At 70.1% G+C, this 16,160-nt stretch carries 4 protein-coding genes and 1 pseudogene; 1 reads left to right on the top strand and 4 read right to left on the bottom strand.

The annotated features are described in order from the left end of the window. Positions 1–260: 260 nt before the first annotated feature. From QM701_RS11545 to QM701_RS11560, 4 genes and pseudogenes are all read right to left on the bottom strand, one after another. Positions 261–7,238: pseudogene (locus tag QM701_RS11545) on the bottom strand (retention module-containing protein); the annotation flags it as partial. A gap of 293 nt (positions 7,239–7,531) precedes the next feature. Then, the gene (locus QM701_RS11550) at positions 7,532–8,158 is read right to left on the bottom strand and encodes a helix-turn-helix transcriptional regulator (RefSeq protein ID WP_415167205.1); all 627 of its coding nucleotides are present in this window, start codon (positions 8,156–8,158) and stop codon (positions 7,532–7,534) included. A 2-nt stretch (positions 8,159–8,160) separates the two neighbouring features. Next, positions 8,161–9,579 carry an HlyD family type I secretion periplasmic adaptor subunit gene (locus tag QM701_RS11555; protein WP_415167206.1) on the bottom strand — a complete coding sequence of 473 codons (1,419 nt, stop codon included), beginning with the start codon at positions 9,577–9,579 and terminating at the stop codon, positions 8,161–8,163. Beyond that, on the bottom strand, positions 9,576–11,753 hold the full coding sequence (locus tag QM701_RS11560) for a type I secretion system permease/ATPase (RefSeq protein ID WP_415169388.1): 2,178 nt from the start codon (positions 11,751–11,753) through the stop codon (positions 9,576–9,578). Before QM701_RS11560 ends, QM701_RS11555 begins: the two co-directional genes overlap by 4 nt. A 440-nt stretch (positions 11,754–12,193) precedes the next feature. Between QM701_RS11560 and QM701_RS11565 the strand changes: the two genes are divergently transcribed. After that, positions 12,194–16,075 carry a DUF3683 domain-containing protein gene (locus tag QM701_RS11565; RefSeq protein ID WP_415167207.1) on the top strand — a complete coding sequence of 1,294 codons (3,882 nt, stop codon included), beginning with the start codon at positions 12,194–12,196 and terminating at the stop codon, positions 16,073–16,075. The last annotated feature ends 85 nt before the right edge of the window (positions 16,076–16,160 follow it).

The raw sequence follows: 16,160 nt of genomic DNA on the forward strand, positions 1-16,160 counted from the left end.
CGCTGAGCGTGAGCACGCCGGTGGCCGCGTCGTAGGCGCTGGCGTGCAGTCCCGGGGGCAGCGCGCCGGCGCTGAGCAGGTCGCCCGCCTGCGCGTCCGTGAGATGGATGGTGGCGCTGTGGATCAGCGTCGAGTTCGACGTCGGTGATCCGCGCGTCCGGCGCCGCGATGGCGACGCCCGCGCCGCTGCCCACGGCGTACGACGCCGCGTAGCCGGTGCCCGGCGCCGTGGAATCGTCGGCGTCCAGGTCGAGCACGGGCGCGTCGTTCACCGGATTGACGGTGATCGATGCCGTCGCCGGGGCCGAGGTGGCGCCGCCGTCGTCGGTCACGGTGAACGAGAGGTCCACCCTGCCGTTGAAGTCCGGCGCCGGCCGGAAGACGAGATGCGCCGCGTCGTCCGGACTCAGCACCGCGCCCGCCGCGACCGGCGTAACGCCATCCGGCAGGTAGAGCACGCCCTGGCCGGCCGGCGGCAGCGTGGTCACGGTCACGCCCCGGATCGTGCCGTCCTCGTCGGTTCCCGACAGGTTTACCGTGATCGGCGTGTCTTCGTTGCCGCCCGCCGGCGCGGCCACCGCGACCGGGACGTCGTTCACCAGCGTCACCGCCGGGGTGGCGCTGTCGTGGCCGGTCAGGCTGCCGTCGCTTGCCGTCAGCTCGATCGCCGGCAGCGTGTGGCCGGCATTGACGTAATCCGCGCCTGCCTGCGTCAGCAGCACGCGGCCGCTCGCCGCATCCAATGTATACAGGGCATGGCCGCCGCCGTCGGTCGGGCTCGCTCCGCCGGTCCAGCGCACCGTCAGCGCGTCGCCGTCCGGATCGTGCGTGGTGAAGGTGCCGGCCACCGCGCCGGCCACCGTCCCCGCCGCGTCTTCGGTGAAGGCGTTCGCCGCCACGTCGATCGTCGGCGCGTCGTTCACCGGATTGACGGTGATCGTTGCCGTCACCGGGGCCGAGGTGGCGCCTTCGTTGTCGGTCACCGTGAAGGGAATGCCGACCGTGCCGTTGAAGTCCGGCGCCGGCCGGAAGACGAGAATCGCCGCCTCGGCCGGCGTCAGCGCCGTCCCCGCCGCCACCGGCGTGGTGCCGTCCGCCAGGTACAGCACACCCTGGCTCGCCGGCGGCAGCGTGGTCACGGTCACGGCCTGGATCATGCCGTTAACGTCCCGCCCCGCGAGATTCACCATGATCGGCGTGTCCTCGTCGCCGCCCGCCGGCTTGAACACCGCGACCGGGGCGTCGTTCACCGGATTGACGTTGATCGTCGTCTTGCCGGTCACCGTGGCGATGCCGTCCGAAACGCTGTAGGTGAAACTGCCGGCCGGCGTTCCCGCCGCATAGTCCGCCGGCGCGTCGTATTGCAGCGACGCCAGCTGGCTGGCGGTCAGGGTCATGCCGCTGGTCACCGGCGTGCCATCCGCCAGGGTCACCCTGCCCACGTTCGGCAGGCCGGTGACCCTGATGGTCAGGGCCGCGCTGTCGACGTCGGTCGGCACGCCGAGGCCGAGCGGGGTGTCGACGCTTTCCTCGTTCACCGTGATCGTGCTGCTGGAGGCCACCGGCGCGTCGTTGGTGCCGGTGACCGTGATGCGCAGTTCGGCATTCTTCGTGTCGCCCAGGCCGTCGCTGACCGTGTAGGTGAACACGTCCTGCGCGGTGACGCCTTGCGCCAGGCTGTCCGCCTTGTTGGCGGCATAGGTGTAGCTGCCGTCGGCGTTGAGCGTCAGGGTCCCGTAGGCGCCCTGCAGGCTCTGGCCCACCACGCCGATCTTGCTCACCGCGGCGGCGTCGTTGTCCGCGCCGGTGCGTACGCCAGTCACCGTCAGCGCATGGCCGTCGGCGTCGACGTCGTTGCTCTCGACGCCCTGCGCCTTGCCGACGGCCAGACTGGCGTCCTCGTTCACCGCGCCCGTGTCGTCGCCGGCCGTCAGGCCCAGGTTCTGGTACGTCGCGGAACCGGAGGCGGTCGTCGTGTCCGCGCCGTCCTGAACCGTCGCGGTCGCCACGACTTCCAGCGATCCGGTATGGCCGCCCGGCACCGTCATCGTCAGGCCCGTGACGGTCACGGCGTGCGTCACCGGATCGACGCTTACCTGATAGGCGCCGCTGCCGGCAAGCGGCAGCGTCCAGGTGCCGTCGCCGTTGTCCGTGCCGGCCGACAGGGCGGCGCCGGCGGGAACCTTGACGATCAACGCCGTGATGGTTTCGGAGTGGTCGCTGTCCGTGGGCGCGGCGACGATCGTCAGCGGGAACGTCTTGCTTTCCACGAAGGTGACCGAATGGATCAGGAAATCGTCGCCCGCGCGCGGCGCCGTGAATTCGATGCTCTTGATCGACGCGCCGTTGTCGCCGACCAGCGTGAACGCCGGGTCGACGCCGTCGGTATTGCCCCACACCGTGCCCTCGCCGATCACCGCGCCCGCGGCGTCGTAGAGGACGTAATGGGCCTGCTCGCTCGAATTCAGCCAGGCCAGCTGGACCGTCACGCTGGACGCGCCCTGGTCGAAGCTGATGCTGATCTTTTCCGACGAGCCGCCGGCATAGCCGAGTTCGCTGTCGGCCCCGGAGGCGGCGCCGGCCACGCCGAAGCCGGCGGGCGAGGCGTTGGCGGCGAGCGCGGCGGGGGTGCCGTCGGCATGGTAGGCCGTCACCGTATACCCCGCGTGCGTGTCGGCGGCATTGCCGCTGTCGATGGTCACCGCATGCTCGCCCTGCGCGCCGATCGTGACCTGCACGGACGGCGTATCGGCCACCGGCGTCACCGTGATCGCCAGCGTGTCGCTCGCCGAACTCGTACCGTCCGTCGCCGTGTAGGTCACCGTCGGCACCGCGCCGCTCCAGTCCTTGGCCGGCGTGAAGGTATAGCTGCCGTCGCTGCTCATCGTCAGCGTGCCGACGCCAGCCAGGACAACCGTCGCGCTGCCGCCCGCGGGGACGGTATAGGTCGTGCCCGACACCTCGAACTGCGCGACGGTCAGCGGTCCGTCGGCGTCGCTGTCGTTGCCGAGGACGTTGCCGCTGGCCGTTGCCGAGTCTTCCGCCACCGTCAGGGTATCCGACGCGGTGAGCGTCGGATCGGGCACCGGATCGATGGTGATCGGAGTGATCGCCTGCGTCGAAGTGGCGCCGTCGTTGTCGGTCACGGTGAAGGGAATGTCGACCGTGCCGTTGAAGTCCGGCGCCGGCCGGAAGACGAGATGCGCCGCGTCGTCCGGACTCAGGACCGCGCCCGCCGCGACCGGCGTGGTGCCGTCCGGCAGGTAGAGCACGCCCTGGCCGGCCGGCGGCAGCGCCGTCACGGTCACGCTCTGGATCGTGCCGTCCTCGTCGGTTCCCGACAGGTTCACCGTGATCGGCGTGTCTTCGTTGCCGCCCGCCGGCGTGACCACCGCCACCGGCGGATCGTTCACCAGCGTCACTGGCGGGGTGGCGCTGTCCTGGCCGGTCAGGCTGCCGTCGCTCACCGTCAGATCGATCGGCGGCAGCGTGTGGCCGGCGTTGACGTAGTCGGCGCCCGCCTGCGTCAGCAGCACTTGGCCGCTCGCCGGGTCCAGCGTATACAGGGCGTGGCCGCTGCCGTCGGTCGGGCTCGCTCCACCCGTCCAGTTCACCGTCAGCACATCGCCGTCCTGATCGTGCGTCGTGAAGGTGCCCGCCACCGCGCCGGCTACCGTCCCGGTCGCGTCTTCCGTGAAGGCGTTCGCCGTCACATCGATTGTCGGCGCGTCGTTCACCAGCGTCACCGCCGGGGTGGCGCTGTCCTGGCCGGTCAGGCTGCCGTCGCTTACCGTCAGATCGATCGCCGGCAAGGTATGGCCGGCATTGACGTAGTTGGCGCCCGCCTGCGTCAGCAGTACCTGCCCACTCGCCGCGTCCAACGTATACAAGGCGTGGCCGCTGCCGTCGGTCGGGCTTGCTCCGCCCGTCCAGCTCACCGTCAGCGCGTCGCCGTCCTGGTCGTGCGTCGTGAAAGTGCCGGCCACCGCGCCGGCCACTGTCCCGGCCGCGTCTTCCGTGAAGGCATTTGCCGTCACGTCGATCGTCGGCGCGTCGTTCACCAGCGTCACCGTCGGAGTCGCGCTGTCCTGGCCGGTCAGGCTCCCGTCGCTCACCGTCAATTCGATCGCCGGCAGCGTGTGGCCGGCATTGACGTAGTCGGCACCCGCCTGCGTCAGCAGCACTTGGCCGTTCGCCGGGTCCAGCGTGTACAGGGCGTGGCCGCTGCCGTCGGTCGGACTCGATCCACCCGTCCAGCTCACGGTCAGCGTATCGCCGTCCGGGTCGTGCGTCGTGAAGGTGCCGGCCACCGCGCCGCCTACCGTACCCCGTGCATCTTCCGTGAAGGCATTCGCCATCACGTCGATCGTGGGCGCATCGTTGACCGGAGCGATCGGGCCGAAGCTCACCGTCGCCGACGTACCGTCCGTCGTGCCATCGTTCGGCGTGTAGGTCAGGTTCGGAACCGGCCCGGTGTAGTCGGCGGCCGGGGTAAAGGTCACATCACCGTTGGCATCCACCGTGATGGTGCCGATCGGTTTGCCGCTGCCGTTGACGATCGCCGTCGGCGTACCCAGCACCAGCGGATCGGGGGTGCCATCGCCATCGGTGTCGATCGACGCCGCCGCGATGGTCAGCGGATCGCCTTCCGCGTCGGTGTCGTTGCCCAGCACGTTCCGCGTGACCGATGTATCTTCCGTCACCGGAATCGTGTCGTTCACACCTACCGGCGGATCGTTCACCAGCGTCACCGCCGGAGTCGCGCTGTCCTGGCCGGTCAGGCTGCCGTCGCTTACCGTCAGATCGATTGCCGGCAATGTGTGGCCCGCATTGACGTAGTCGGCGCCCGCCTGCGTCAGCAGCACCTGGCCGCTTGCCGCGTCCAACGTATACAGGGCATGGCCGCTGCCGTCGGTCGGACTCGATCCGCCCGTCCAGCTCACCGTCAGCGCATCGCCGTCCTGGTCGTGTGTCGTGAAATTGCCCGCCACCGCGCCGGCCACCGTCCCGGCCGCGTCTTCCGTAAAGGTGTTCGCCGTCACGTCGATCGTCGGCGCATCATTCACCAGCGTCACTGGCGGAGTCGCACTGTCCTGGCCCGTCAGGCTGCCATCGCTTACCGTCAGATCGATCGGCGGCAGTGTGTGGCCCGCATTGACGTAGTCGGCGCCCGCCTGGGTGAGTAGCACCTGGCCGCTCGCCGGGTCCAGCGTGTATAGGGCATGGCCGCTGCCGTCGGTCGGACTCGATCCGCCCGTCCAGCTCACGGTCAGCGTGTCGCCGTCCTGATCGTGTGTCGTGAAGGTGCCCGCCACCGCGCCGGCCACCGTATCCTTCGCGTCTTCGGTGAAGGCGTTCGCCGTCACGTCGATCGTCGGCGCATCATTCACCAGCGTCACTGGCGGAGTCGCACTGTCCTGGCCCGTCAGGCTGCCATCGCTTACCGTCAGATCGATCGCCGGCAGCAGGTGACCGGCATTGACGTAGTCGGCGCCCGCCTGTGTCAGCAGCACTTGGCCGTTTGTCGCATCCAGCGTGTACAGAGCGTGGCCGCTGCCGTCGGTCGGACTCGACCCACCCGTCCAGATCACCGTCAACGCGTCGCCGTCCTGGTCGTACGTCGTGAAGGTACCGGCCACGGCACCGGCCACCGTCCCGGCCGCGTCTTCCGTGAAGGCGTTCGCCGTCACATCAATCGTCGGGGCGTCGTTCACCAGCGTCACCACCGGAGTCGCGCTGTCCTGCCCGGTCAGGCTGCCGTCGCTCACCGTCAATTCGATCGCCGGCAGCGTATGGCCGGCATTGACGTAGTCCGCACCCGCCTGCGTCAGCAGCACCTGCCCACTCGACGGGTCCAGCGTGTATAGGGCTTGGCCACTGCCGTCGGTCGGGCTTGATCCGCCCGTCCAGCTCACCGTCAACGCGTCGCCGTCCTGATCGTGTGTCGTGAAAGTGCCGGCCACCGCGCCGGCCACCGTATCCTTCGCGTCTTCCGTGAAGGCGTTCGCCGTCACATCAATCGTCGGCGCGTCGTTCACCAGCGTCACCAGCGGGGTGGCGCTGTCCTGGCCGGTCAGGCTGCCGTCGCTCACCGTCAGTTCGATTGCCGGCAGCGTATGGCCGGCATTGACGTAGTCGGCGCCTGCCTGTGTCAGCAGAACCTGCCCGGTCGCCGCGTCCAATGTATACAGGGCGTGGCCGCTGCCGTCGGTCGGGCTCGCTCCACCCGTCCAGTTTACCGTCAGCGCATCGCCGTCCGGATCGTGCGTGGTGAAAGTGCCCGCCACCGCGCCGGCAACCGTCCCGGCCGCGTCTTCGGTGAAGGCGTTCGCCGCCACGTCGATCGTCGGCGCGTCGTTGACCGGGGTGACGGTGATCGTCTGGTTGCCCGTGGCGGTGCCGCCGTGTCCGTCGCTGATGGTGTAGGGGATGTTGACCGTGCCGTGGTAATCGGCGTCCGGCGTGAAGGTGATGACGCCGGCGGCGCTGACCTCGACCGTGCCGCCGGTGACGGCGATCGACTGCGCCGCGCCTGGCGTCAGGGCGACGCCGGCAATGCTCGTCACCGTCAGCGCGTGGCCGTCCGGGTCGCTATCGTTGGCCAGGGGATCGAGAGTGAGCGGCCCGCCGTCCTCCCGCATGGTGTAGACGTCCGCGGCGGCGAGCGGCGAGCGGTTGGGCGCCGCGTCGGCAGCGGTATCAGTGCCGGTGCCGGCAGCGGTATCGTTCTCCGCCACGGTGCTCAGGGCCGCTCCCAGGCCTCCGGACAACGGGTCGTCGGTGGCGGCGGCGCGGGCGGTTTCGTAGGTGAAGCTCAGCGGGTTGACGCTTTCGCTGATGCGCAGCAGGCGCACGAAGGTCGGCCCGCCGCCGGCATCGCCCGACGCGCCGCCGGCGGCGGTCTCTTCGAGCAGGTCGTCGAGGCTCCGTCCCTGACTGAGCGCCGTGACGATGCGGCTGAATTCGTCGCCGGAGACCTTGACCGCCGAATCGGCGGCGTCGGGGGCGACCTGGGCGGCGACTTCGGCGTCCATGGTCATGCCTTCGTTGGCGCCCAGGTGGAACGGCTGCCCGTCCATGGCCGCCAGGTTGACGGAACTGGCGGCGCCGGTGACGACGATCTCGCCTGCGTAAACGAAGTCGCCGGCGTGCAGGGGACGCAGGAGGCCGTCCGCGCCCTTGGCGTGGGCCTGACCTTGAACGGCGGAAACGCGGGCGACGGGAAGGGGAGCGGCCATGATGGGAAATCCTCGCGACGGAATGACGATAGCCGGCACATTAAGCCGGGGCGAGGGCCTTGCCTACTGTACCAAGGTACGATGCCCGGGCGATCGCATGAACCCCCATGGCATCCAGGGCAACGCCAAAGTGCCGGCGCCGTCATTCCGGCGCAAGCCGGAATCCAGTGGCGGCGAGGGTGTCCGCGCAGCCGCTGGCGGTTCGGCAAGGTGGTTTCTGGATCCCGGCTTGCGCCGGGATGACGGAGGTCGCGCGAGCGCCCCGGGGACGATGCCCGGCCGCGGCGCGGCGCTCAGCGCGGCGCTTCGAGGCCGTTGAGGATCAGCGAGAGCTGCAGGCGGTCGCGCGCGCCGAGCTTTTCCAGCATGGCGCCGACGTGCGCCTTGACGGTGCGCTCGGTGATCGCCATGCGCCGGGCGATTTCCTTGTTGCTGGCGCCCTGGGCCAGCAGCGCGGCGGCTTCCTGCTCGCGCGCGGTGAGCCGCTCGCGCCAGGAGGCGGCGCCGGCTTCCTGGCCGGACGGCGCGGCGGCCAGGCCGCGTGCCGTCGCCGCGAGCAGGCGCTGCATCAGGCTCTGGCCGATCCAGATGCCGCCGTTGCCGACGGCCAAGGCGACCTGCGCCAGGACGGCCGGCGCGGCGTGGCCGTTGCAGTAGCCGGAGGCGCCGGCGGCCAGCGCGGCCAGCGCCTCGTCCTCGTCCGGCACGTCGGCGAGCAGGATCAGCGGCCTGCCGGCGGCCTGCCGGCGCAGGCCGGCGACCAGCGCGGCCGCGTCGCCGTCGGGCCGCGGCGGGCGCAGGGCCCAGACCAGCGTGGCCGCCGGCGGCACATGGGCCAGCGGCCCGGCGAGCAGGTCGGGAAATGCCGCTTTCCAGGTGTCCCGGACGCGGGCGTCGTGCGACAGGAAGGCCGAGGGCACGGTCAGCGTTCCGTGAACGCGCGCGCCTTGGCGCGCAGGACCGGCTTGAGCAGGTAGGTGAGGACGCTCTTCTCGCCGGTGATGATGTCCACCTCGGCGACCATGCCGGGGATGATCGGCAGGTCGCCGCCGAGCCGGGACTGGCTGGTGCGCACGCGCACGGTGTAGAAGGCGTTGCCCTTCTCGTCGACCACCGAGTCGGCGCCGATGTGCTCGAGCTTGCCCTCCAGCCCGCCGTAGATGGCGAAATCGTAGGCGGTGAACTTGACCATGGCCTTCTGGCCGGGGCGCAGGAAGGCGATGTCGCGCGGCTGCACGCGCGCTTCGAGCAGCAGGGTGTCTTCGAGCGGGACCACCTCGACGATGTCCTTGCCCGGCTGCACGACGCCGCCGACGGTGTTGACCAGCAGGCGCTTGACCGTGCCCTTGACCGGCGAGCGCAGCACCGCGCGGTCGACCTTGTCGGCCAGGCCGACGCTGCCTTCGGACAGGCTGTTGAGGCGGGCCATGGTCTCGGCGAGTTCCTTGCCGGCCTCGTTGCGGAAGGCCAGCGAGACTTCCTCGACCTTGTGGCTGGCCTCGCTGATCGCCGACTGGATGCGCGCGATCTGCGCCGCCGCCATGTCGCGCTCGCCGCGGAAGCGGCCGACGTCGCGCTCCAGGCGCAGTATTTCGACCTCGGACACCGCACCCGAGGCGATCAGCGGCTTGGTCACCGCGAGTTCCTTGGACGACAGTTCGAAGGCCTTGGCCGCCTGCTCGTGCCGCGCGCGCGCCTCGACCAGCTCCTGCTGGCGCTGGGACAGCTGCTGGCGGGCGATGGAGCGGTTCATCTCCAGCTCGTCGCGGCGCGATTCGTAGAGGCGGCGCTCCTCCGCCGCGGTCTTCGGGTCGTCCTTGACCACTTCGGGCGGCAGCACGAAGGGCACGCCCTCGGCCAGCGCCCGCAGGCGCGCGGCCTTGGCCTGCAGCGCCAGGGTCTGCGCCCGGCTCTCGCGCACCGAGGAGACGAAGCGCGTCTGGTCGATGCGCAGCAGGATCTGCTCCGGCTCGACCACGTCGCCCTCGCGCACCAGGATCTCCGACACCACGCCGCCGTCGAGGCTTTGCAGCACCTGCAGCTGGCGCGACGGGATGACCTTGCCCTCGCCGCGCGTCACCTCGTCGATGCGGCTGACCGCGGCCCACATCACGGCGATGGCGAAGGCGATGCCGACCGTGCGCAGCACGATGCGCGCGCGCAGCGGCTCCTGCTGCAGGATGGCGTAGTCGGTGTCGGCGGCGAAGCCCTGCTGCTCGCGCGCCTTCTCGGCCATGGAGAAACGTTCCAGCCAGGCGTCGATGCCCGGCTGCACGCGCCGGCGCACCGCCTCCAGCACGCCGATCAGGCGCCCGCCCGCGGCGACCAGGCGGGGCGTCATGCCGCGGCCCTCGCCACCTGGCCGGTCTGCAGGGCTTCGATCACCTGGTCGCGCGGACCGTCGGCGACGATGCGCCCGTCGTCGACCACGACGATGCGCGTGGCCAGATCGATCAGGCTGGTGCGGTGGGTGACGATCACCAGCGTCTTGTGCGCCGCGTGGCGCCGCAGGCGTTCCTTGAAGGCGCTCTCGGTGGAGAAGTCCATGGCGCTGGTCGGCTCGTCGAAGAGCAGCACCGGCGGGTCCATCAGCACCGCGCGGGCGATCGCCACCTCCTGGCGCTGGCCGCCGGAGAGCGATTCGCCGCGCTCGCCGATGAGCATGTCGAAGCCCTTCGGGTGGCGGTTGACGAACTGCGCCAGCCCGGCCACCTCGGCGGCGTGCACGATCGCCGAATCGTCGGCATAGGGCGCGCCGATGGCGATGTTCTCGCGCAGCGTGCCGTAGAACAGCATGGCCTCCTGCCCGACGTAGCCGACGTTGCGCCGCAGGTCGGCCGGGTCGAGCTGGCGCAGGTCGATGCCGTCCATGCGCACCGCGCCCTCGCCCGGCTCGTACAGGCCGAGCATCAGCTTCTGCAGCGTGGTCTTGCCCGAGCCGGTGCGCCCGAGCACGACCACGTGCTCGCCCGGCGCGATGCGCAGCGACACGTGCCGGAGCGCTGGCTCGCCCTGGTTCGGGTAGCTGAACGAGACGTCGCGGAACTCGATCTCGCCCGAGAGCTCGGGGCGATGGACGAAGGCCGAGGCGTCCGGGCGCTCGACCGGCTGCTCCATCAGCTTGTCGAGCGTGGACAGCGAAGTGCGCGCGTTCTGGAACTGCATCAGCAGGCCGACGCCCTGCGCCAGCGGCGCCATGGCGCGGCCGCCGAGCATGGTCACGGCGATCAGCCCGCCCATGGTCAGCTCGCGCTCGCGGATCAGGTAGACGCCGGCCACGATCAGCAGCACGTTCACCGCCTGGGCGATGATCGCCGCGCCGTTGCTGGCGGAGGCGGAGAGCAGCCGCAGCTGCGCGCCGGTGCGCGCCAGGAAGGCGGTGGTGCGCTCCCACTTGTTCTGCACCACGCCCTCGGCGCCCTGCGTCTTGATCGTCTCCAGCGCGGTCAGGCTCTCGACCAGCGCGGCGTTGCGCAGCGCGGCGGCGCGGTAGGTGGTCTCGGCCAGCTCGTGCATGCGGTGCTGCAGGATGTAGGCGTAGATCAGCCCGATGGCCAGCCCGACCAGCGGGATCAGCACCAGCGGCCAGGAAATCCACAGGATCACCAGCAGGAAGAGCAGGGCGAACGGGAAGTCGATCAGCGCGGTCACCGTCGCCGAGGCGATGAAGTCGCGCACCGATTCGAACGAGCGCAGGTTCGAGGCGAACGAGCCGACCGACGCCGGCCGGCCTTCGAGGCGCATGCCCAGCACGCGCTCCATGATCAGCGCCGACAGCTTGACGTCGATGCGCGCGCTGGCCAGGTCGATGAAATGGCCGCGCAGCAGGCGCATCATGAAATCCATGCCGAACACCAGGAACACGCCGAGCGCCAGCATCCACAGCGTGTCGGTGGCGTTGTTCGGGACCACGCGGTCGTAGACGTTCATCGAGAAGAGCGGCATGACCACGGCGAACAGGTTGATCAGCAGCGCCGCGCCGATCACGTCGCGGTACACCGGCGTCTGTTCGAACAGCGCGCCCCAGAACCAGTGGCGCCCGGCCACCTTGCCGACCTCCGGCGCGCGCGCGTCGAAGGCGAAGCGCGGCCGGGCGAACAGGGCGACGCCGAGGTAGCGCGCGGCCAGCTCGTCGCGCGCCAGCGTCACCTCGCCCTGGCCGGTTTCCGGGAAGAGCAGCCGCGCGCCGTCGCCGGCCGCGTTCCAGCCGAGCAGGATGCACGCCTGGTCGCCCTTGAGCAGCAGGATCACCGGCAGCAGGGCGGCGTCGATGCCGTCCAGCGCGCGCCGCACGATGCGGCTCGACAGGCCGGCGCGGGCGGCGGCGCGGGCGAACAGCGACGGCGTCAGGTTGCCGCCCTCCAGCGGCAGCCCCGCTGACAGCGCCGCGCGCGTGCTCGGGTGGCCGTGCAGCCGGGTCAGCTCGACCAGGCAGTCGAGCAGCGGGTCGTGATGCAGCACGTCCTCGCGCAGGTCGGCGGCCAGCGCGCGCCGTTCCGTGCCTCCCCGAGCCATCGCCGCCCAAGCGTTCGTCGCCAAGAAACCTCCTCCAAAACGGCGGGCGGACCGCCCGCGGACCCCGCCGTGCGAAAAACCCTTCGCGCAACCGGGAAAACGCGCATTCTAGCCTCCGGCCCCGCCTCCAGACAGGCAGGAATTCCTCATGGCGCGCGCTCAAATGTAAAAAAAAGACATCCACTGCTTTTTCGGCTTTTCCGGAGCCGCCTTGAGTGCACGGCGTGCCCTCCCCTTCAAGGGGAGGGTTGGGGTGGGGATGGGGTAAAAGTCGTACGTCGCCTTGCCTCCGCGCCGCACCCCATCCCCCTCCCGACCTCCCCCTTGAAGGGGGAGGGGCCGGTGGCACGGCGCGCGTACGGTTGCCTCGAAGCGCGCGCCGATGCGGCCCCCCGGATACGTTAGAATCCGCTTTCGCAACACGCCTGTGCACCGCCGCCATGACTGCTCGCCTGCGGGAAATCCCGTACAACTACACCTCCTTCTCCGACCGGGAAATCGTCATCCGCCTGCTCGGCCCCGAGAACTGGGCCGTGCTCGACGAACTGCGCAGCCAGCGCGTCACCGGCCGCTCGGCGCGCATGCTCTACGAGGTGCTCGGCGACATCTGGGTGGTACAGCGCAACCCCTATCTGGAAGACGACCTGCTGGCCAACCGCGAGCGCCGCGCCGCGCTGATCGAGGCCCTGCGCCACCGCCTGCGCGAGATCGACAAGCGGCGCATGGGCAACGCCCGGGTGTTCGACCTGTGCACCGCCGCGCACGCCGCGGTCGACGCCTTCGCCCGCCATTTCGACGAGACGGCGGCGCTGCGCCAGCGCGTGCTGAAGACGCTGTCGCGCCACACCCGCCGCGACAACATCGCCTTCGACGGGCTGGCGCGCGTCTCGCACGTCACCGACGCCACCGACTGGCGCGTCGAATACCCCTTCGTGGTGCTCCATCCGGATACCGAGGACGAGATCGCGCCGCTGGTGCGCGACTGCATCGCGCTCGGCCTGACGCTCATCCCGCGCGGCGGCGGCACCGGCTACACCGGCAGCGCGGTGCCGCTGACGCCGCTGTCGGCGGTGATCAACACCGAGAAGCTGATCGACCTCGGCCCGGTCGAGGAGCTGACGCTGCCCGGCTGCGACCGGCCGTACGCCACCATCCGCACCGGCGCCGGCGTGGTCACCGAGCGCGTGGCCGAAGCGGCGGCGGACGCCGGCCGGGTGTTCGCCGTCGATCCGACCTCGGCCAGCGCCTCGTGCGTCGGCGGCAACATCGCCATGAACGCCGGCGGCAAGAAGGCCGTGCTGTGGGGCACCGCGCTCGACAACCTGGCGTGGTGGAAGATGGTCGATACTGACGGCCTACCGATGGAGGTGACGCGCCTCGGCCACAACTTCGGCAAGATCCACGAGCAGGAGCTGGTCCGCTTCGAGATCCGCCGGTTCGGGAAGGACGGCGCCACGCCGCGCGGCGAACCCGAGCTGCTCGAAATCCCCGGCCGCACCTTCCGCAAGGCCGGCCTCGGCAAGGACGTCACCGACAAGTTCCTGGCCGGCCTGCCGGGCGTGCAGAAGGAAGGCACCGACGGGCTGATCGTCGCCGCGCGCTGGGTGCTGCACCGCATGCCGCCGGTGACGCGCACCGTCTGCCTGGAGTTCTTTGGCCAGGTGCGCGAGGCAGTGCCGGCGATCGTCGAGATCACCGACTACTTCAAGCCGGGCGGCGCCGGGCACGCCGAGGGCGTGCAGCTGGCCGGCCTCGAACACCTCGACGAACGCTACGTCAAGGCCATCGGCTACGCCACCAAGGCCAAGCGCCACGGCCGGCCCAAGATGGTGCTGATGGGCGACGTGGTCGGGCACGACGAGGCCAAGGTGATGGCCGCCGCCGCGGCCGTGGTGCGCCTGTGCAACCTGCGCTCGGCCGAGGGTTTCATCGCCGTCGATGCCGACACGCGCAAGAAATTCTGGCTCGACCGCTCGCGCACCGCCGCCATCTCCAAGCACACCAACGCCTTCAAGCTCAACGAGGACGTGGTCATCCCGCTGCCGCGCATGGGCGACTACTGCGACGGCGTCGAGCGCATCAACATCGAATTGTCGATCCGCAACAAGCTGGCGCTGTGCGACAACCTCGCCGCCTTCCTGCACGGCGACCTGCCGCTGCGCAGCACCGATTCGGACATCGACCACGCCGTGCTGATCGGCGACCGCCGCGCCGCCGCGCTGGAGGCCGTGGCCGCCGCGCGCGCCCGCTGGCAGTGGCTGCTCGACGGCCTCGACCTGCCGCTCGCCGACGCCGAGGCGCGCTTCGCCGTGTTAGGCGTCGAGGCCGGACCGCTGACCAACAAGGCGCCGTCGCCGACGCTGTTCCACCGCCTGCAGGACTACTCCGTGCGCGTGTCGTGGAAGCGCGAGCTGCGCCCGCAGCTGGAAACCATCTTCGACGGCAGCATCTTCCGCCCGGTGCTCGAACGCATCGACGCCGTCCACAAGCAGACGCTGCGCAGCCGCGTCTTCGTCGCGCTGCACATGCACGCCGGCGACGGCAACGTGCACACCAACATCCCGGTCAACTCCGACGACTACGCGATGCTGCAAACGGGCTACCGCGCGGTCGAGCGTGTGATGCACCTGGCCCGCGCGCTCGACGGGGTGATCTCCGGCGAGCACGGCATCGGCATCACCAAGCTCGAATTCCTGAGCGAGGAGGAAATCCGCCCGTTCCGCGAATACAAGGCGCGCATCGACCCCGACGGGCATTTCAACAAGGGCAAGCTGATGCCCGGCAGCGACCTCGCCGCCGCCTACACGCCCTCGTTCTCGCTGCTCGGTACCGAATCGCTGATCCTCGAACAATCCGAGATCGGCCGCATCTCGACGATGATCAAGGACTGCCTGCGCTGCGGCAAGTGCAAGCCGGTGTGCTCGACGCACGTGCCGCGCGCCAACCTGCTCTACTCGCCGCGCAACAAGATCCTCGCCACCTCGCTGCTGATCGAGGCCTTCCTCTATGAAGAGCAGACGCGGCGCGGCGTCTCGCTCAAGCATTTCGACGAGTTCAACGACGTCGCCGACCACTGCACGGTGTGCCACAAGTGCTTCAAGCCCTGTCCGGTGGACATCGACTTCGGCGACGTGTCGATCGCCATGCGCAACTTCCTGCGCGAGCAGGGCAAGAAGAAGTTCGTGCCGGGCAAGGCACTGGCCATGGCCTTCCTGACCATGAAGGACGCCGGCACGATCCGCATCGCGCGCAAGCTGATGACCACGCTGGCGTATCCCGGCCAGCGCCTGGCGCACCGGCTGGCCAGGACCTTCGGCCTGATCCAGCGCCAGACCCGGCGGCCGCCGGCGACGCTCGGCCAGCCGGGCGTGCGCGCGCAGGTCATCCACTTCGTCAACAAGCCGATGCCCGGCGGCCTGCCCAAGCGCACCTCGCGCGCGCTGCTCGACATCGAGGACGCCACCGTCGTGCCGGTGATCCGCGACCCGCAGCAGGTGGCCGCGCCCGACTACGACGGCGACGCCGTGTTCTACTTCCCCGGCTGCGGCTCGGAACGCCTGTTCTCGCAGGTCGGGCTGGCCACGCAGGCCATGCTCTACGCGGTCGGCGCGCAGACCGTGCTGCCGCCCGGCTACCTGTGCTGCGGCTACCCGCAGATCGCCGCCGGCGACTCGGACCAGGGGCAGAAGATCACCACCGACAACCGCGTGCTCTTCCACCGCGTCGCCAACACGCTGAACTACCTCGACATCAACACGGTGATCGTCTCCTGCGGCACCTGCATGGACCAGCTGCAGAAGTACGAATTCGACAAGATCTTCCCCGGCTGCCGCCTGCTCGACATCCACGAATACCTGCTGGAGAAAGGTGTGAAGCTCGACGGCGTGCAGGGCGTGCGCTACCTGTACCACGACCCCTGCCACACGCCGATGAAGACCATGCCCGGCATCAAGGTCGCCAACGCGCTGATGGGGCAGCGCGTCGATCTTTCCGACCGCTGCTGCGGCGAGGCCGGCACGCTGGCCATGGGGCGCCCGGACGTGGCCACCCAGGTGCGCTTCCGCAAGCAGGAGGAAATCGAGCACGGTGTCGCCCGGCTGCGCGCCGCCGACGCGGGCGACGGCGCGCCGTTCGCCGGCGAGGTCAAGGTGCTCACTTCCTGCCCGTCGTGCCTGCAGGGCCTGTCGCGCTTCAACGACGACGCCGGCACGCAGGCCGACTACATCGTCGTCGAGATGGCCCGGCACCTGCTCGGCGGCAACTGGCTGGCGGAGTACGTGGCCAAGGCCAACGCCGGCGGCATCGAACGGGTGCTGCTGTAGCTCCGGAACGCGGGGAACGTGATTTTTTTCCTTGAAAGCAGGCGCCCGCGGCCCTAGTGTGGCGCGTCGCCTGCCTTTGGCGCTT

This window comes from Propionivibrio sp., from assembly GCF_047602565.1.
GTDB lineage: Bacteria > Pseudomonadota > Gammaproteobacteria > Burkholderiales > Rhodocyclaceae > Propionivibrio.

Bases quoted from the DNA above. Each gene is read 5' to 3' on its own strand.
- QM701_RS11555 (WP_415167206.1), bottom strand. From the start codon at position 9,579: ATGACGCCCCGCCTGGTCGCCGCGGGCGGGCGCCTGATCGGCGTGCTG.
- QM701_RS11560 (WP_415169388.1), bottom strand. From the start codon at position 11,753: ATGGCTCGGGGAGGCACGGAACGGCGCGCGCTGGCCGCCGACCTGCGC.
- QM701_RS11565 (WP_415167207.1), top strand. From the start codon at position 12,194: ATGACTGCTCGCCTGCGGGAAATCCCGTACAACTACACCTCCTTCTCC.